The organism is Phenylobacterium sp. (assembly GCF_030697305.1).
In the GTDB taxonomy this organism is placed as follows: Bacteria; Pseudomonadota; Alphaproteobacteria; order Caulobacterales; family Caulobacteraceae; genus Phenylobacterium.
In genome coordinates this window covers 1-16,609 of record NZ_JAUYQL010000123.1, presented here as the reverse complement: position 1 = coordinate 16,609, position 16,609 = coordinate 1, and the positions used below count along the sequence as shown (strand labels likewise).

The following is a 16,609-nucleotide window of genomic DNA, read 5'->3' as shown; positions in this document are numbered from 1 at the left end:
GCACCGCCCCCAGCTCCATGAAATAGGCGTCGAAGGTCTTGGCGTGGTCGATGAACTTCTGCTTGTTGGCGGTCGGCACCGCGATCACGAACCCGTCGATATAGGCCATGGCTGGATCCACTACTACGCTGCCCGAGCGGCCGGCGGGTTGGAGCTGAACTCGGTCTCGATCACGAAATCCACCGCGTCGCTGACGCCCATGGTCGAGCCCGGCGCCGGGATCCCCGACGCCACCCCGAACTCCGAGCGCGTCAGCACGCCCTTGCCGGAGAACCCGACCCGGTCGCCGTCGAACGCGTTCTTCGCCCAGCCGCCATTATAGGTCGCCTCGATCGTCACCGGCTTGGTCACCCCGTGGAACGAGAGATCGCCGCTCACCTTCGCCGTGCGCGGGCCGGTCGGCTCCACCTTGGTCGAGCGGAAGGTGATCTTCGGGAACGCGCCCGCGTCCAGCCACCCCTTGCCGGTGATCGTCGCGTGGAAGCCGGCCGGCGGCGCGGGCAGGGTCAGCGAGGCCGGGTCGATCGTCGCCTCCACCGTCATCGCCGCCGGGTTGGCCGGATCGAACGTCAGCGTCCCCTCCACCTTGGCGAAGCTCATGGTGTAGTTGGAGAACCCCAGGTGGCTCACCCGCAACACCACCGTGCTGTGCGAAGGGTCCATGTAGTACTTGCCGGCCGGCGGCTGGGCGGGCGCGGCCTGCGCCCCCTGGGCCAGCGCCGGCCCGGCCAGCAGCGCCATCGAGACGGCCGCGGCGCAGGCCGCGAAGGTGGTGTGCGTCGTCATCGGATCTCTCTCCCCCAAATGGCGTCTGGTCATAGGACGTTCCACCGCGCCCGATCCCGACACTAGCGCGTGAATTCCCCGGCGCCGCCCTCTCCCCCGCTCATCCCGGCGAAAGTCGCAGACCCAAGCGGGATCTCAGCGCGCAAACCGCAAACAGCAGCTCACGCTCAGGTACGCGACCGCCGCGCCCAGCGGCGGAGCCGGCCATAAACCCCATGGAAGACGCGCGAGCCTGGCGACCCGGGCCTCTCAAGGACCGGCCCCTGGCCGGCCGCGTGCGCGGCGAGCGCGTTCGCGCTCGTCCTTGAGAGGCCCGGGACGCCAGGCAAAATGCCGCCATGGGATTTAAGCCGAGCCGGCGCCGTGCGGCGCGACCCCCGACCCCCGGTCATCCCCGCGAAAGCGGGGACCCAGGCGTTTTTTGTAGCCGAGCCTGAACCGCCCGAATCCCTCAGGACCGCCCCAACGCAAAAAGCCTGGGTCCCCGCTTTCGCGGGGATGACCGGAGGAAAGTGTGCTGCACGCCCCGCCCCACGCCCCCCTCCGTCACGCCCTACGGGCGCGCCACCTCCCCCGTTGCACGAGGGAGGAGCAGAAGCGCCCAGCGCCTCCCCCGCAAAGCGGGGGAGGTGGCTTTCGCCAAAGGCGAAAGACGCAAGGGGGCAAGCCCGCGGCGGACGGCTACGAGCCCCGAAGCCCCCGCCCTACCGCGCCGAAGCCAGCAGCATCTGCACCGCGGCGATCCCGCCGATGGTCAGCGCCAGCAGGCTGGCGATCCCCACCCCCACGGCCAGCCCGCGCAGCCACAGCCTGGGCTTGCCCCAGGCCAGCAGCCCGTGATTGGCGAAGGCGAACATCGCCGACAGCAGCGCCAGCAGCAGCGCCGCCCCCAGCCACCCCGCCGCCACGCCCAGCCGCCAGGCGAGCGCGGGCGCCAGCTTCGGCTGCTGCCCCGCGAACGCCATCAGCCCGATCACCGCCCCGCTGCACGAGGTGATCAGCGACCCCAGCGCTAGCTTGGCGAACTCATAAGCCGAAGCCTCATAGCGCGGGTCGGGCATGGCGAGGGCTCCGTGGAGGGGGGATTATAGCATGGCAGTGAAGGGGACAACGGCACGAGCGTCTCGCATAGGGCCAGATGCGGACCTTAGCTCGTTGGCTCAAACGAAGAACTCCGTAGCGGGGCCTTGTCGCCCATCGCAACTGTTCGGGCACTTGGAAATGGGGCTACAACCGCTCATCGAGTTGAGCTTGGCGGCCAAAGATGACTCACGCTCCTTTCCCAAGTCCGGAGCCGACCGCGAGCGAGCCGGCCCGCTACGACCCTATCGTCATTCTACCCGACGAGGTCTCGGGCGACACCATCCACCTCAACTCGTATCAGCGCGCAACGCGGACGACTGATCGGCTGAACCAAGGTGGCATGGAGCCGCCGATCTTGGGCTTGTTCGGCGAGGTCGGGAGCCTCCTCAGCGCGCTGAAGAAGAAGCAGCGCGATAAGGCCGCGTTCGACCAGTATGACGCGGCTATCATCGAGGAGTTGGGCGACGCGCTTTGGTATTTCACCAACCTAGCGTCACGAGCGGGACTCGACCTCAGCATCCTCGCCCAGCGAATGTTTCGCGAAATCGGCGACTGGGACGAAGTCGACCAGCACGAGTTCGGGACCTTCGACGACATTCAGAGCCGCCTCGACACCCCGGTCTCCGAGCAGGATTTCAGCGTCCGGGCGATTGCCCTCGCGGGCTATGTTGGCGACTTAGTCAACGACTTCCGAGCCGACGCCTTCGCCAACAATCGCGACAAGCTCTCTGCTCACATGGTGGAAATCTTTCGGGCCCTGGTGGCCGCCGCGGTCGCCGCGGAGGTCGGCATGAACGCGGCCGCTCGCGGCAACTTGATGAAGATTTTCAGCCGCTGGCCCATCGACTCAAGCTACCCCCCGCGCATCGACTCGGGCATGCCGAAGAACGAGCGCCTGCCCGAGCGCTTGGAATTCTTCGTTGCAGAAGAAACGAGTGGCACAAAATCTTACGTCATACAAAAGTGCAACGGCATCATTGTTGGAGACCGGCTAACAGACAACAAAAGTGAACGCGACGATTACCGCTTTCACGATGTCTTCCACATCGCCTTCGCGGTTCATCTCGGCTGGTCACCGGTCCTAAGGGCCCTGCTCCACCTCAAGCGCAAAAGCGATGCGGAGTTGGACGAAAACCAAGATGGAGCACGCGCCATCCTTATCGAAGAAGGGGTCGCGACCTTCATCTTTGGGCGGGGCCTCGATCGTCAGCTTTTCGAAGGCCTGGACCACGTCGACTATGACCTCCTGAAATCCATTCAGGAATTCATCCGCGGCTATGAAGTGACGCGCTGTGCGCTTTGGCAGTGGGAAAAGGCCATCTTGGACGGATTTGCCGTATTCCGCGCCCTGAAAGCGCACCGCCAGGGCTATGTCGTGGCCGACTTCGACGGCCATACGCTTGAGTTTAGAGAGGGTCTCGATGAGGGGTGATAATGTCGCGGTGAAGGGCGAGCCGCAGGATCGCGCTCTGGAGTTCTCCGCCGCCTTGTGGGCTATGGAGTTCGAGAACGTCTTCAATCCCTACCGCCACGTCTGTGAGATCCATGACGACGAGGCCTCGCCTGGGGTTAGACTCCACAACCTGGAGATCTATTTCGCCGAGGCCTTCAGAGCGATGCCGCGCACGGCCTGGATCGGACGTGACCTAGGCTATCGCGGCGGCCGCCGCACCGGACTGCCGTTGACCGACGAAGCCCATCTCCCTTCATTCTGCGTCGCCTTCAACGTCGATGGCGCACGCAAGGCGACGACGACGCAGACTGTGGCGGAACGCACCGCCGCCGAAATCTGGCGCGTCATACAAGCAATCGAAGAGCCGCCGTTCCTATGGAACGCCTTCCCTTTCCACCCCCACGAAGCCGACGCACCCCTGAACAACCGCTGTCACACGCGGCGCGAGTTCGCCGCCTGTGAGGATCTTTTGGCGGCTATGATGGAGGCCTTCGACTTCGAGCGAATCTTTGTGCTGGGCAACGATGCCGGACGGGCGCTCGAACGCCTGGGCCTCCCCCATACCTATGTGCGCCACCCAAGCTACGGTGGGCAGACAGAGTTCAGGCGGCAGATGGCAGAGGCGTATGACCTGCGGCTGGAGCCACGACAGCCTGAACTGGCAATGTAGCCTCGGCGTCCGCCGCCTTACGGCAGGCGGCGATCAGCCGCGTGATATCGCCCTCACCCCATCGACCTCCGTCACCGCCGCCGCCGCCGCCGCCGGCATCCAGGCGGGCGAAAGTGGAATTGATTGTCAACGGCCCCACTTCCAGTCCGCTTTCGTTGGCGACAAAGAACTGCAACCTGGCCAAGCCGATCAGGTTGCCCAGAAGCCTCTGGACATAAAAATGCGATCGATAGGTGGCGTTCAGCCGAACCCTCCCGTCATAGACCTTGAAGCTCAGATGGCTGAGGCAAGGTCCCCCATAGGGGCGCAACCGATCGCGGTCCGGGTCGTAGATTTCGATGTCGTCTTCAAAGGGGCCAACGTTGAGTTCATGCGCCGCCCGATACTTTCCATGGTCCCTGATCTTGGTGACGAGCGCCGCAAGCGGCACGTATTTGCGCTTCTTTGGGTCTAGCCGCGGTTCAAGCAGCCGTAGGGCATAGGTGCCCCATCGGCGATCATTGCTGCGAGCGCTCCTGATGTGCTGGATGCGCTTGGGGTACACCTCGTACACGCCCTTGGCTCCGTGATGCAGATAGTCGCTGAGCGGAAAGAGCGTTTCCGCGACCGTTTCAACCCGGGAGCCCCCATGGTCCCGGAGGAAGGCGTCGACGGTATCGAGGATCACCCGATCCGACGCCGAGTAGATCGTCGGCGTGGCGATGCCGAGGAAGACGTCGAAGTCCTCGTGCGCCGGGCAGCCCGTGAGGTGCTCAACCGCCTTAAGCCAGACACTGGGGCAGGTTTCGCCTTTGATCAGTTCCATCGGTAGCTCTCAGGTTAGGATCGCGGTGTCGCGGAGTTGCCCGGCAACATAAGGACGCGACAGCCAGGCGTGCCCGCCGGAGCCCCAAGAGGCCCCCCAGCTGTTACGGATCAGGATGTGCTGATCACCACTCGGATCTCGTCCGTGCCCAACGGCAAGCACGGCGTGGCCACTGCGGGCCGGATCAGGATTCAATGGCGGCAGCCGTCCGCTCGGGGTGCAGCGAAGGAAGCTGGCGGTGATCACCAGCCCCAGCACCACAGGGCGGTCGCTGTCGAGCGTGGCGACAATCGCGTCGAAGTCCCGAGACGACATATCTGCGGTCGCCTTCAACACCGGATTCTTAAAGGTCGGGACGGTCCAAGCCCCTGGGGCGGGTTGCGCCGCCAAGTAGGGCCAGACGGCCTCCACGGGTTGACCATCATCGCGAAGGGCATCGCCCATCGCGAGCATCGAGGCACCCGCGCCGGGATCGGCACCGGGCGTTCGTTGAACTGAATGATAGAACAAATACTCCACACACAGGAGTTCGGGCGCGGCGATATGGCGCTCATGAGCGGCCGTCGTCGCGAACGCAAGGCATGCTGAGCGTTGACCCTGGTGCCGGACGCCTTGAAACTGGGGTCGCAGGTCGACATCGACGATCACGCGGGCATGGCTCCTACACGCCGGCGCTCGGCCTTGGAAAGGCCCCCTGTTTCAGCACCGTCGAAGTTCAGAGTCACGGTGAGGCGTGAATCGTTGCTGGGGCTCCAAGGCTGGCTTTCGATGAGAGAGACTGTCCGACGATCCGACGTCAGGGGTCTTGCCATGACGCGGCGTTTGGCCGGCGCGCCGTATATAACCGGGTCTTCGTTGAACTCCGATCTGTCATCGAGGATTTCGAGGCCGGCTTCGCGCAGGATGCCAACGTCCCATTCGTATCCAGCGCTACTGTTCTCCGGCAGTTCCAACCGGACCAGGTCGCGCTCGGTGCTGCCGATGACGCCGCCATCATCGCGCTCCGTGAAGCGCCAGACGTCGGCCCATGAGTCGGCCGGCCGAAATCCGTCGCCCAGCCGCGCCTTCATGTTGGCGACCTTCTCCTTCCGGAGCGCATCAACTTCGGGTCGCTTCAGGATTTGATGGCTCAGAAGCCCCCAGCAGGTCGCCTCGTAGCTGGCGCCCATGCGCAACGAGAGCTGGTAGGTGACGTTGGGGTTGCGTAGTTCAGCGACCGACCACCCCTGCCGTTGGATGTGGTAGCCGTAGAGCCATCTTGGGAGCATGAACTCGGCCGCAAAGGCGTCGGCGGCGACCTCCTGGAGATCGCGCCCTTTGTCGGGTCCAAGGGGGCCCCGTTCGAGAATCTCCAGGTCGATGCTCGCCTCGTGGTCGAGCATCAAATGGCCGAGTTCGTGGGCGGCCGTGAATCGCTGGATACTGAGAGTCCGGCGCGTGGTGATCATGATCCCACGCAGCGGCTTCGGCAGGCAAAGCCCCTGGGCAGTCTCAAGGGGTTTGAACAGAAGGGGAATATCCAATTCGGCAATGATCTCAAACACGTCGACCGCCCCGCCCGACTGGCGGATGCGCGCCTCCAGCCCAAGCTGACGGTGAAGCCGCTTGGCGGACGCAGCCGCGTTCAATCGAGTGGAGGCAGCAGGCGACCTAGCCAACGCGATCGTCCTTCTTCGATCGCGCCTGCAAGAACTCAGCAAAACGCAGGAGCTCTGCGCGATCCTGGTCTGAGAGATCGCGGGTCGCGCGAGCCAAGTGCTGAACGTCCTCTGGAATCTGTTGTGGCATAGCGCCGGCAAGAGTCTCGACCGACTGCCCGTAGAGTTTGGCAAACGCGGCCAACTCAACCGCATCGACCTTTCGTCGACCGTTTTCTACCTGAGATAGTGATGGGCGGGAAATCCCGATCACTCGAGCCGCTTCGTCCTGCGTCAGTTCGAGATACTCGCGCGCTTTGCGCAGCCGCTCACCGAGATCGCGCCATTGGTCCGCTGGAGAGGCCATGGCGGGCTACGCCCCCGCCGGCTGCTTGCTGGATGTCTTCTTGACCTTGAGTTCGCCGACGAAGACGGCCCGCAGTTTCGGAACAAGGTCTGCGATCATGGCGTCGCAGCTGTCATAGCCACCGGGTTTGATGATCTCGGGCGGCAGCTCGATGCCGAGCACTTCCTCCGTGATCAAGGTCGCGTCTACAACGCGCTTCGAATCGATCGCGGCTCGGACACTGATGATCGAGCCTCCAGCGCCGGCCGGGGCCTTGGCCTCAATTGATCCGTCGATGGAGGCGGTCTCAGTTTCAAACCATCCCTCCAGCTCAGCGATCAAAATCGCTTTTTTTTCCGCGAAGATCTTCTCCAAGTCCTCCTTGGTGGGTGCATCGGCCATGGCGTCCTCCGTCTGATTGCCGTACATATATGGCATAGTATGTATGATTTTCCAACACCACGTAGCAAGTGTGTGTGACGAGCGAGGGTGGCACACTCCCCGCCGTCGCCCAATGCAAGGTCCCGAACTCCGCCAACCGCGAGGCGCCAGTCTCAAGTACTGGGCGCTGCCATCAGCATTCATCGGACATCCCGAACGTCGCAGGTGGGTCGTGAGCGGACTTCTTGTCTACGGGATGCCTGCCCGCCGTCCGCGACAAAATTTGACAACCGGCCCTTCTCGTGTTCTCTTTTTGTTCGTGGCGACGACAGCGGACATGGGTGAGCGGCAGGGGCGCGTGCTGGCGGAGCTGGCCGAGCTCGGGATGACGATGGCGCGTGGGCTGGCGGCGCGGGCGCAAGGTGCTTCGAGCGACGAGGCGGTGCTGGGCCTGGCGCTGGCGTTCCACCGGGTGTCGCGCGCGGTGCGCATGACCCTGGCGCTGGAGTCGCGGCTGGCGCAGGAGCGTCGCGAGGCGGTGCGCGAGGACCGGGTGCTGGCCAACCGCGCCTGCGAGATCCGCAAGGGCCAGGTGCGCACGGCGCTGTGGCGCGAGATCAGCCACGATTACGAGCGCGACGAGGCGCTGGCGCTGCTGCGCGAGGTGGACGCCCATCTCGCCGAGGAAGTGCTGTTCGAGGATTTCGGCGCCATGCCGCTGGAGGCCTGCATCGCCCAGGTGCGCAAGGACCTCGACCTGGAAGCCGCCCGCGCCGCCAACGACGAGGGCGCGGACCCCACGCAAGGCTCGGGAGAAGCGCCCGAAGCCGGCGAACGCGCCTCCGGCGCCGGGCCCTAAGAGCACCCCTCCCCCGCTCATCCCCGCGAAAGCGGGGACCCAGGCGTTGTTCGTAAGCTGAGCTTCGAACCACCCCGACCCTTCCCAGACCTCCCCCAGAACCGCAAACAACCTGGGTCCCCGCTTTCGCGGGGATGACCGGGTGGATTGGCGCGCGCGCGTTTTTTGCGCGCACCCCCCTGTCGGCCCGCGCCATACTCGTGCGTCTTCCAGACGAACGAGGCCCGCGCCATGCTCTACGCCATTCTCTGCTACAACGAGGAAGACGCCGTCTTCTCCTGGACCCAAGACCAGGAGGCCAAGGTGATGGCCGACCTCACCCAGGTGCAGGACAAGCTGGTCGCCCAGAACCGCTTAGGTCCCGTCGCCCGGCTGCTGCCGACGACGGCGGCGACCACGCTGCGCAAGGGCGGCGAACAGCTGGTGATCGACGGGCCGTTCGCCGAGACCAAGGAGCAGCTGCTCGGCTTCTACGTCGTCGACTGCGCGGACCTGGAGGGCGCGCTCGCCGTCGCCCGCGATCTCGCCGCCGCCAACCCGGGGCCGGGGTCCTACGAGATTCGCCCCCTGCTGCTGTTCCACCCCAACGCCGCGCTCGCCGCCAGCGCCGTCGCCGGCGTCGCCGCGTCATGAGCGACCTCGCCTGGATCCAGGGGGCGATGGCGTCCGCCCGGCCCCAGGCGATCGGCGCCCTGCTGCGCTATTTCCGCGACCTCGACACCGCTGAGGAGGCGTTCCAGGACGCCTGCCTGCGGGCCCTGAAGAACTGGCCGGCCAATGGGCCGCCGCGCGACCCCACCGCCTGGCTGATCATGGTCGGCCGCAACGCCGCCCTCGACGGGGTGCGCAAGCGCGCGCGCAACACCGCCCTGCCGCCCGAGGAGCAGATCAGCGATCTCGCCGACGTCGAGGCGCCGATGGCCGAGCGGCTGGACGGCGACCATTACCGCGACGACGTGCTGCGGCTGCTGTTCATCTGCTGCCACCCGGACCTGCCCCCCACCCAGCAGATCGCGCTCGCCCTGCGCATCGTCTCGGGCCTCAGCGTGAAGCAGATCGCCCGCGCCTTCCTGGTCGGCGAGGCGGCGATGGAGCAGCGGATCACCCGCGCCAAGGCGCGCATCGCCCGCGCCGACGTAGCCTTCGAGGCGCCCGGCCCCGTCGAGCGCTCCGAGCGGTTGGCTGCGGTGGCGGCGATGATCTACCTGGTGTTCACCGAGGGCTATTCCGCCGCCGGCGGCGAGGCCCGCGGCCAGTTCAGCGACGAGGCGATCCGCCTGGGCCGCCTGCTGCTGCGCCTGTTCACCAACGAGCCGGAGATCATGGGCCTGACGGCGCTGATGCTGCTGCAGCACGCGCGCACGCCGGCCCGCTTCGACGCCGCCGGGGAGGTGGTGCTGCTCGACGACCAGGACCGGAGCCTGTGGAACGGCAAGATGATCGCCGAGGGCCTGGCCCTGATCGACAAGGCGATCCGCCACCGCCGCCGCGGCCCCTACCAGGTCCAGGCCGCGATCGCCGCCCTGCACGCCCGCGCCGCGACGCCGGCCGACACCGACTGGGCGCAGATCGACCTGCTCTATGCGGCGCTGGAGCTAATGCAGCCCTCCCCCGTCGTCACCCTCAACCGCGCCGTCGCCGTGTCGAAGGCCCGCGGGCCCGCCGAGGCGCTGGCGATGATCGCGCCGCTGGAGGATCGCCTGGCCGGCTACTTCCACTTCTACGGCGTCAAGGGCGGGCTGCTGATGCAGCTCGGCCGCGAGGCTGAGGCGCGCACCGCCTTCGACCAGGCGATCGCCCGAGCCAACTCCGCGCCTGAGGCCGCCCACATCCGCATGCACCTCGACCGCCTGATGAAGGACGGCGAGCGCTCCGCTTAAGCCCCCACGAAAGGACTTCCCCATGGCTGACAACCCCTCCAGCGAACAGGCGATGCAGGCCGGCGGCGTGATCGCCCACCTCTCCATCGACGGCGCCGCCAAGGCGATGGACTTCTACAAGCGGGCCTTCGGCGCCGAGGAGCTGATGCTGATGAAGAGCGACGACGGCCGCCGCGTGATGCACGGCCATCTGAAGATCAACGGCGGCGACCTGATGATGGCCGACTTCTTCCCCGACTTCGGCTACCCGGCCGTGCCGGCCCAGGGCTATGCGCTGCACCTGCAGGTCACCGACGTCGACGCCTGGTGGAAGCGCGCCGTCGACGCCGGCTGCGAAGTGACCATGCCGCTCGCCGAACAGTTCTGGGGCGACCGCTACGGCCAGGTCAAAGACCCCTTCGGCATCACCTGGGCCATGGCCGCCCCGAAGTAGCGCCCAGCAAAAAGGGCGGCCGCATCGCTGCGACCGCCCCGATTGTCTTAGCCGATCCGCCCGAGGCCTAGGCCTCGGCGGTTTCCGGCTGGTCCTTCTTGGAGAGGTCTTCACCGGTCTCCTGGTCGACCACCTTCATTGACAGGCGGGTCTTGCCGCGGTCGTCGAAGCCGAGAAGCTTGACCTTCACGGACTGGCCTTCCTGCAGCACGTCCTGGACCTTCGCCACGCGGTCGGCGGAGATCTGGCTCACGTGGACCAGGCCGTCCTTGGCGCCGAAGAAGTTCACGAAGGCGCCGAAGTCGACGATCTTGACCACCTTGCCGGTGTAGATTTCGCCGACTTCCGGCTCGGACACGATCGACTTGATCCAGTCGCGGGCCGCGTCGATCTTCGACTGCTCGGCGGCGGCGATCTTCACCGTGCCGTCGTCGCCGATGTCGACCTTGGCGCCGGTCTCCGCGACGATCTCGCGGATCACCTTGCCGCCGGTGCCGATGACTTCGCGGATCTTGTCGACCGGGACCTTCATGGTCTCGATCTTCGGCGCGAATTCGCCCAGCTCGGTGCGGGGCGCCTCCATGGCCTTGCCCATCTCACCCAGGATGTGCGCGCGGCCGTCCTTGGCCTGAGCCAGAGCCTTGCGCATGATCTCCTCAGTGATGCCGGCGATCTTGATATCCATCTGCAGCGAGGTGATGCCGTCCTCGGTGCCGGCCACCTTGAAGTCCATGTCGCCGAGGTGGTCCTCGTCGCCCAGGATGTCGGAGAGCACGGCGAAACCGTCGGGCTCGAGGATCAGGCCCATGGCGATGCCGGAGACCGGCTTCTTCAGCGGCACGCCCGCATCCATCAGCGCCAGCGACGAGCCGCAGACGCTGGCCATCGAGGACGAGCCGTTGGACTCGAAGATCTCCGAGACCAGGCGGATGGTGTAGGGGAACTCCTCCGCGCTCGGCAGCATCGGGCGGATCGCCCGCCACGCCAGCTTGCCGTGGCCGACTTCGCGGCGGCCCGGCGCGCCCATGCGGCCCGTCTCCCCGACCGAGAACGGCGGGAAGTTATAATGCAGCATGAACTTCTCGTAGTACTTGCCCTCGAGCGCGTCGATCAGCTGCTCGTCGTCGCCGGTGCCGAGCGTGGCCACGACCAGGGCTTGCGTTTCGCCGCGGGTGAACAGCGCCGAGCCGTGGGCCCGGGGCAGCACGCCCACTTCGGAGACGATCTGGCGGACCTTGTCGACGGTGCGGCCGTCGATGCGGATGCCGGTGTCCAGGATGTTGCGGCGGACGACGTCGGCTTCCAGTTCCTTGAACACGCCGCCCAGCTTGTCGGGCGAGACGCCAGTCGGGTTGGCTTCCGACTTGCCGAACTTCTCGGAAGCCTTGGCCTTGGCCGCGGACACCGCGTCGTGACGCTGGCCCTTGGCGACGATCTTGTAGGCGGCCGCGAGGTCGGCGCCGATCAGGCCCTTGATCTCGGCCTTGATCGCGTCGGTGTCGTCGGGGACGAAGTCGAACGGCTCCTTGGCGGAGTGTTCGGCCAGTTCGATGATCGCGTCGATCACCGGCTGCATGCCGGCGTGGGCGAACATCACGCCCTTGAGGACTTGGTCCTCATTGAGCTCCTGGATCTCGGACTCGACCATCATGACCGCGTCGTGCGTGCCCGCAACGACCAGGTCCATCTGGCTGTCCTTCATTTCCTCGAGCGTCGGGTTGAGGATGTATTCCCCGTCCACGAAGCCAACGCGGGCGCCGGCGATCGGGCCCATGAACGGCGCGCCGGAAATCACCAGGGCGGCGGAGGCCGCGACCAGGGCGACGATGTCGGGATCGTTCTCCAGGTCGTGGGCGAGCACGGTCGTGACCACCTGGACCTCGTTCTTGAAGCCCTTGACGAACAGCGGGCGGATCGGACGGTCGATCAGGCGCGAGGTCAGGGTTTCCTTCTGCGAGGGCGCGCCCTCGCGGCGGGGGAAGCTGCCCGGGATCTTGCCCGCGGCGTAGAACTTCTCCTGATAGTTGACGGTGAGCGGGAAGAAGTCCTGACCGGGCTTCGCGCTCTTGGCGAACACCGCGGTGGCCAGCACCATGGTCTCGCCGTAGATGGCCAGCACCGCACCGTCTGCCTGACGGGCCATGCGGCCGGTTTCGAGCGTCAGCGTCTTGCCGCCCCACTCGATCGATTTGCGTTTGATGTCGAACATTTCTCTTCTTTCTCAACCCGCGGGCGTATTCCCGGCGGGGACGGACAGGGCGTTCGGGCTTTCCGAAATCCTCTCCAGATGAACAGGCGGCGAGGATTTCTACCGAACCCTCGTGCGGACGTGCAGGCTCTCACATGAAACGGGAGCCTGAGGCGCCGCCGCTGATCCTTCAGCCTGTCGTGAAGGGGCGGCAGCTATGTATCGACGCCGCCCGCGAGGCGGGGGCGCTGTCGTTCAAGCGTCTGCGCGGGCCCGCCCGCGCAGCGCGAGGCCTGGCTTAGCGGCGCAGGCCCAGCTTCTCGATGATGCTCTGGTAGCGAGCTTCGTCGGTCTTCTTCAGGTGATCCAGAAGCGAACGGCGCTGGGAAACGAGCTTCAGAAGCCCCCGGCGCGAGTGGTTGTCCTTCTTGTGGGTCTTGAAGTGCTCGGTCAGGTTGGAGATCCGTTCAGACAGGATAGCCACCTGGACCTCGGCGCTGCCGGTGTCGGCTTCGCCCCGGGCGTGGGTCTTGATCAGTTCAGCCTTGCGTTCGATCGTAATCGACATCGGTGAGGTCTCCGCTCTTTTCGATGTTGAAGACCCGCGCGGGCTCGAGCCGGCCGGCGCGCATCTCGCAGAGAGCGATGATCTGTCCGCCCGTCGTGGCGGAAACGATGCGAGACCCGGGATTGAGCCGGGTCTTCAGCGCTTCCACCTGTCGGGGAATGAGAACGATCGATCGTCCCTGCTTGAGCCTGAAAGCGTCTTCGTCGGTCACGGCCAGCGCCGGGATGTCGTCCAGCGCGGTCTCGACCGGAAGCAATGCCTCCAGATGGCGGGCCTTATGCCCGAATTCCTCAAGCGTTTCCAGTCCTATCGCCCGCGCCTCGGTGAAGCCGCCGACACGGGTGCGGCGCAGCGCGCTGACATGGCCGCAGGCGCCCAGGCGTTCGGCCAGGTCGCGCACCACCGCGCGCACATAGACGCCCTTGCCGCAGTCGATCTCGATCTCGACGTGGTCGACGTCCGGCGCAGCGGTGACGCGCGCCGCATCGATCCGCACGATGCGGGCCTTGAGCTCCACCGTCTCGCCGGCGCGGGCGAGGTCATAGGCCCGCTCGCCGTCAACCTTGATCGCCGAGTAGATCGGCGGGACCTGAGAGATCTCGCCGACGAAGGCCGGCAGGGCGGCGGCGACGGCGTCCGGGTCGGGGCGCACGTCGGAGCTTTGCGTCGTCTCGCCTTCACGGTCGAACGTCGCGGTCGTGCGGCCCCAGGCGATGGTGAACCGGTAGGTCTTGTCGGCGTCCATCAGGTACGGGACCGTCTTGGTCGCCTCACCCAGAGCGATCGGCAGGATGCCGGTGGCCAGGGGATCGAGGGTGCCGGCGTGCCCTGCCTTCTGGGCGTTGAACAGCCGGCGTACGCGACTGACGGCATGGGTGGAGGTCAGGTCGTAGGGCTTGTCGAGGCACACCCAGCCGGAGACCGGGTCGCCCTTGCGCTTGCGGCCCATGGCGTCAGGCCTCGCCGTCGTCGTCGGGGCCGTCACCAGCGGTCAGGTCGCGGCGGACGCGCGGGTCGTCGAACAGGCGGTTGATGCGGGTGGCCTCGTTGAAGCTCTCGTCGTGGAGGAACTTGAGGTCGGGCGTGAATTTCATGTCGATGATCCGGCCCAGGCGCCCACGCAGGTACTTGGTGTGGCGGCCCAGCGCCTCCACCACTTCGGAGGCGTGAACGCCGCCGAGCGGCTCGACGAAACAGATGGCGTGGCGCAGGTCCGGGCTTATCCGGACTTCGGTGATCGTCACCGAGACCCCCTGCAAGGCGGAGTCAGCCAGCTTCTCTTCACGGAGGATCTCGGCGAGGGCGTGGCGGACCAGTTCGCCGGCGCGAAGTTGGCGCTGGGTGGGGCCGGCGGGCTGACCGCGGCCGGGCTGTGAGGGGCGTTTCATGTCGAGGCCTTGGCTTGCGCCCGAACGGCGGATCGGACGCCGGCGCGGGGAAGGCGCGCTTCTAGAGAGCCAGGACGCGGAAGTCCAGCGCGGGTGGGATCAGGCGCCAGTACGCAGCATCGAGGTCTCGCCTTCGAAGCCGGACAGACGCCATACGCCCTGTTCCTGGGTGAACAGCAGCAGACAGGGGCCGCCCTTCTTACGGGTGGCGCACACCCGGCCGTCGCCGACCTCCTTCAGACTGCCGGCGATGGCCATGCGTCCGGGCAGCGGCTGGCCCTCGCGATAGCCGTAGTACTCGGCGACGGTGCGGAACACCTTGGGTCGGATCAGAGCGTCGCCGGCCAGGCTCGCGGCCGAGGAGCCCAGCAAAGCGCCGAGCATCTTCAGCCTGGGATCGGCGGACGGCTTGTTAAGCTCGGCTGTCATCCTCGCGCCGATCTCGCGCTCCAGCGCGGGGCGGTCGACGTGGGCGTCGAAGGCCGCGTCATCACCGTCGCGGATCGAGACGAGCAGCGCGTGGACGTCGCCGGCCGCGTCGATCTTCTGCACCGAGGCGCAGGCCGCCAACGACAGGGCGGCGAGGCTGGTCGCCATGAGGTTCAGGATGCGGTTCATGGTGTTCCCTCGCCGTGGCGGGTCATGCGGAGCAGCCCGAGGTCATAGCCCAGGCCCTTCACACGCGCGAGCAGGTCGCGGCGGCGCTCGGCCGAGGGCTGCGCCTCGCGGGTCAGGATCCAAAGATAGCGTCCCGACGGCTCCCCGACGATCGCCCAGCTATAATCGTCAGCGCGATCCAGCACCCAGTAGTCGCCGAAGAAGAATGGTCCGAAGAACGAGACCTTGAGCTTGGCGGCCTTGGCGTCTCCGACAGGCTTTGCGCGACCGTCCGAGGATTTCGCAGGACCATCCGGCGCGCCCTTGCGGCAGGTGTTGAGCACCGAGATGAGGCCGTCCGGCAACTTTGCGTAACGCGCGGTGACGCCTTCGCACCCGCGCTCGAAGCGGTTGTCGTAGCGCGCGAACTCGTACCAGAGGCCCTGATAGCGCTCGAACTCCACCGCCTTTGCGGGCTCGGGCACGCGCGTGTTGCCGACGGGGCCGGCGGCGCAGGCCGAAAGGGCCAAGGCGCTGGCGGCGATCGCGGTGGGAAACATCCTGGTGATCTGCATGGTGCGGGAACGCATGAGCCGTGGATCCGCGCCGCTTCGGCGGAAACGAAAAGGCCCCGGAGACGAGCTCCGGGGCCTGATCTGTTGGGCGAAACCCGTCTAGAGGCTGCGCTTGACCTCTTCGAGGGTGAAGCACTCGATCGTGTCGCCGACCTTGATGTCCTGGAAGCCCTGGAAGAACATGCCGCACTCCTGGCCAGACTGGACCTCGTTGACCTCGTCCTTGAAGCGCTTGAGCGTCTGCAGGGTGCCGAGTTCGAGCACCACCACGTCCTGACGGATGATCCGGACGCGCGCGCCCTTGCGGACCACCCCCTCGGTGACCCGGCAACCGGCGACCTTGCCGACCTTGGTGATGTCGAAGGCCTGCAGCACCTCGGCGTTGCCGAGGAAGGTCTCGCGCTGGATCGGCGGCAGCATGCCCGAGAGCACGCCTTTGATGTCGTCGATCAGGTCGTAGATGATCGCGTAGTAGCGGATCTCGACGCCTTCGCGGTCAGCCAGTTCGCGCGCCTGCTTCGAGGCCCGGACGTTGAAGCCCAGCACCGGCGAGCCGGCGCCCTTGGCCAGCATGACGTCGCTTTCGCTGATCGCGCCGGCGCCCGACAGGATGATCCGCGCACGGACCTCGTCGGTGCCGAGCTTGTCCAGCGAGCCGACGATCGCTTCGGCGGAACCCTGCACGTCGGCCTTGATGACCAGTGGCAGTTCCGAGACTCGCTTGTCCTGCAGCTTGGCCATCATGTCGGCCATGGTGACGCCGCCGGCGACCGGCGAGCCGGCCTTCTCGCGCTTCAGACGCGTGCGGTATTCGGTGAGTTCGCGCGCACGCGCTTCGGTCTCGACGACCGCGAAGGGCTCGCCCGGATCGGGCGTACCGTCGAGGCCCAGGATCTCCACCGGTTCCGAAGGCCCGGCGCTGGCGACCTGTTCGTCCCGCTCGTTGAGCAGGGCGCGCAC

At 66.4% G+C, this 16,609-nt stretch carries 22 protein-coding genes; 7 read left to right on the top strand and 15 right to left on the bottom strand.

Going from position 1 to position 16,609, the window contains the following annotated elements; all coding sequences use genetic code 11:
* From Q8R27_RS13025 to Q8R27_RS13015, 3 genes are all read right to left on the bottom strand, one after another.
* Positions 1 to 109: DUF1428 family protein (locus Q8R27_RS13025; RefSeq protein ID WP_305699417.1), on the bottom strand; the 109-nt coding region annotated here is incomplete at its 3' end.
* A 14-nt stretch (positions 110 to 123) separates the two neighbouring features.
* Positions 124 to 786 carry a YceI family protein gene (locus Q8R27_RS13020; protein ID WP_371134700.1) on the bottom strand — a complete coding sequence of 221 codons (663 nt, stop codon included), beginning with the start codon at positions 784 to 786 and terminating at the stop codon, positions 124 to 126.
* Positions 787 to 1,490: 704 nt separating this feature from the next.
* Positions 1,491 to 1,847 (bottom strand): hypothetical protein, encoded by a 357-nt coding sequence (locus Q8R27_RS13015; protein WP_305699414.1) that lies wholly within the window; start codon positions 1,845 to 1,847, stop codon positions 1,491 to 1,493.
* A 203-nt stretch (positions 1,848 to 2,050) separates the two neighbouring features.
* Here Q8R27_RS13015 and Q8R27_RS13010 point away from each other — a divergent pair, with 203 nt between their 5' ends.
* Both Q8R27_RS13010 and Q8R27_RS13005 read left to right on the top strand, forming a co-directional pair.
* On the top strand, positions 2,051 to 3,301 hold the full coding sequence (locus tag Q8R27_RS13010) for a nucleoside triphosphate pyrophosphohydrolase family protein (protein ID WP_305699413.1): 1,251 nt from the start codon (positions 2,051 to 2,053) through the stop codon (positions 3,299 to 3,301).
* Between the two features lie 10 nt (positions 3,302 to 3,311).
* Entirely contained in the window at positions 3,312 to 3,992 is a 681-nt protein-coding gene (locus tag Q8R27_RS13005) for a uracil-DNA glycosylase (RefSeq protein WP_305594096.1), read from the top strand.
* Here the strand turns inward: Q8R27_RS13005 and Q8R27_RS13000 are convergent.
* The 5 genes from Q8R27_RS13000 to Q8R27_RS12980 form a co-directional block, all read right to left on the bottom strand.
* On the bottom strand, positions 3,925 to 4,797 hold the full coding sequence (locus tag Q8R27_RS13000; RefSeq protein ID WP_305594098.1) for a hypothetical protein: 873 nt from the start codon (positions 4,795 to 4,797) through the stop codon (positions 3,925 to 3,927). The genes Q8R27_RS13005 and Q8R27_RS13000 overlap by 68 nt on opposite strands.
* 9 nt (positions 4,798 to 4,806) lie before the next feature.
* A complete protein-coding gene (locus Q8R27_RS12995) occupies positions 4,807 to 5,445 on the bottom strand; it encodes a C1 family peptidase (protein WP_305699412.1) in 639 nt (212 codons plus the stop codon).
* On the bottom strand, positions 5,442 to 6,341 hold the full coding sequence (locus Q8R27_RS12990; RefSeq protein WP_305594102.1) for an ImmA/IrrE family metallo-endopeptidase: 900 nt from the start codon (positions 6,339 to 6,341) through the stop codon (positions 5,442 to 5,444). Before Q8R27_RS12990 ends, Q8R27_RS12995 begins: the two co-directional genes overlap by 4 nt.
* Before the next feature lie 106 nt (positions 6,342 to 6,447).
* Positions 6,448 to 6,801: a helix-turn-helix domain-containing protein gene (locus Q8R27_RS12985; RefSeq protein WP_305594104.1), complete on the bottom strand. Its 354-nt coding sequence runs from the start codon at positions 6,799 to 6,801 to the stop codon at positions 6,448 to 6,450.
* A 6-nt stretch (positions 6,802 to 6,807) separates the two neighbouring features.
* Complete coding sequence (locus Q8R27_RS12980) at positions 6,808 to 7,182, bottom strand: hypothetical protein (RefSeq protein WP_305594106.1); 375 nt, start codon at positions 7,180 to 7,182, stop codon at positions 6,808 to 6,810.
* A gap of 316 nt (positions 7,183 to 7,498) precedes the next feature.
* Between Q8R27_RS12980 and Q8R27_RS12975 the strand changes: the two genes are divergently transcribed.
* From Q8R27_RS12975 to Q8R27_RS12960, 4 genes are all read left to right on the top strand, one after another.
* Complete coding sequence (locus Q8R27_RS12975; RefSeq protein WP_305699411.1) at positions 7,499 to 8,020, top strand: hypothetical protein; 522 nt, start codon at positions 7,499 to 7,501, stop codon at positions 8,018 to 8,020.
* 231 nt (positions 8,021 to 8,251) lie between these two features.
* Positions 8,252 to 8,653: a YciI family protein gene (locus tag Q8R27_RS12970; protein WP_305699410.1), complete on the top strand. Its 402-nt coding sequence runs from the start codon at positions 8,252 to 8,254 to the stop codon at positions 8,651 to 8,653.
* The gene (locus Q8R27_RS12965) at positions 8,650 to 9,900 is read left to right on the top strand and encodes an RNA polymerase sigma factor (protein ID WP_305699409.1); all 1,251 of its coding nucleotides are present in this window, start codon (positions 8,650 to 8,652) and stop codon (positions 9,898 to 9,900) included. The genes Q8R27_RS12970 and Q8R27_RS12965 overlap by 4 nt, the downstream gene beginning before the upstream one ends.
* Positions 9,901 to 9,922: 22 nt before the next feature.
* Entirely contained in the window at positions 9,923 to 10,333 is a 411-nt protein-coding gene (locus tag Q8R27_RS12960; RefSeq protein ID WP_305699408.1) for a glyoxalase/bleomycin resistance/extradiol dioxygenase family protein, read from the top strand.
* A gap of 67 nt (positions 10,334 to 10,400) precedes the next feature.
* Here Q8R27_RS12960 and pnp read toward each other — a convergent pair whose 3' ends face one another.
* A complete protein-coding gene (gene pnp, locus Q8R27_RS12955) occupies positions 10,401 to 12,542 on the bottom strand; it encodes a polyribonucleotide nucleotidyltransferase (RefSeq protein ID WP_305699407.1) in 2,142 nt (713 codons plus the stop codon).
* Positions 12,543 to 12,676: 134 nt separating this feature from the next.
* Between pnp and Q8R27_RS12950 the strand changes: the two genes are divergently transcribed.
* Positions 12,677 to 12,823: a hypothetical protein gene (locus Q8R27_RS12950; protein ID WP_305699406.1), complete on the top strand. Its 147-nt coding sequence runs from the start codon at positions 12,677 to 12,679 to the stop codon at positions 12,821 to 12,823.
* Here the strand turns inward: Q8R27_RS12950 and rpsO are convergent.
* The 6 genes from rpsO to Q8R27_RS12920 all read right to left on the bottom strand — a co-directional run.
* Positions 12,820 to 13,089 (bottom strand): 30S ribosomal protein S15, encoded by a 270-nt coding sequence (gene rpsO / locus Q8R27_RS12945; RefSeq protein WP_305594118.1) that lies wholly within the window; start codon positions 13,087 to 13,089, stop codon positions 12,820 to 12,822. The two genes, Q8R27_RS12950 and rpsO, sit on opposite strands and share 4 nt — an antisense overlap.
* Positions 13,061 to 14,038, bottom strand: a complete 978-nt coding sequence (gene truB, locus Q8R27_RS12940) for a tRNA pseudouridine(55) synthase TruB (RefSeq protein ID WP_305699405.1) — start codon at positions 14,036 to 14,038, stop codon at positions 13,061 to 13,063. Before truB ends, rpsO begins: the two co-directional genes overlap by 29 nt.
* A gap of 4 nt (positions 14,039 to 14,042) precedes the next feature.
* The gene (gene rbfA, locus Q8R27_RS12935; RefSeq protein ID WP_305699404.1) at positions 14,043 to 14,477 is read right to left on the bottom strand and encodes a 30S ribosome-binding factor RbfA; all 435 of its coding nucleotides are present in this window, start codon (positions 14,475 to 14,477) and stop codon (positions 14,043 to 14,045) included.
* A 99-nt stretch (positions 14,478 to 14,576) separates the two neighbouring features.
* On the bottom strand, positions 14,577 to 15,095 hold the full coding sequence (locus tag Q8R27_RS12930; protein WP_305699403.1) for a DUF2939 domain-containing protein: 519 nt from the start codon (positions 15,093 to 15,095) through the stop codon (positions 14,577 to 14,579).
* Entirely contained in the window at positions 15,092 to 15,664 is a 573-nt protein-coding gene (locus tag Q8R27_RS12925; RefSeq protein ID WP_371134699.1) for a lipocalin family protein, read from the bottom strand. The genes Q8R27_RS12930 and Q8R27_RS12925 overlap by 4 nt, the downstream gene beginning before the upstream one ends.
* Before the next feature lie 84 nt (positions 15,665 to 15,748).
* A partial coding sequence (locus Q8R27_RS12920) for a translation initiation factor IF-2 (RefSeq protein WP_305699402.1) occupies positions 15,749 to 16,609 on the bottom strand: 861 nt, incomplete at its 5' end.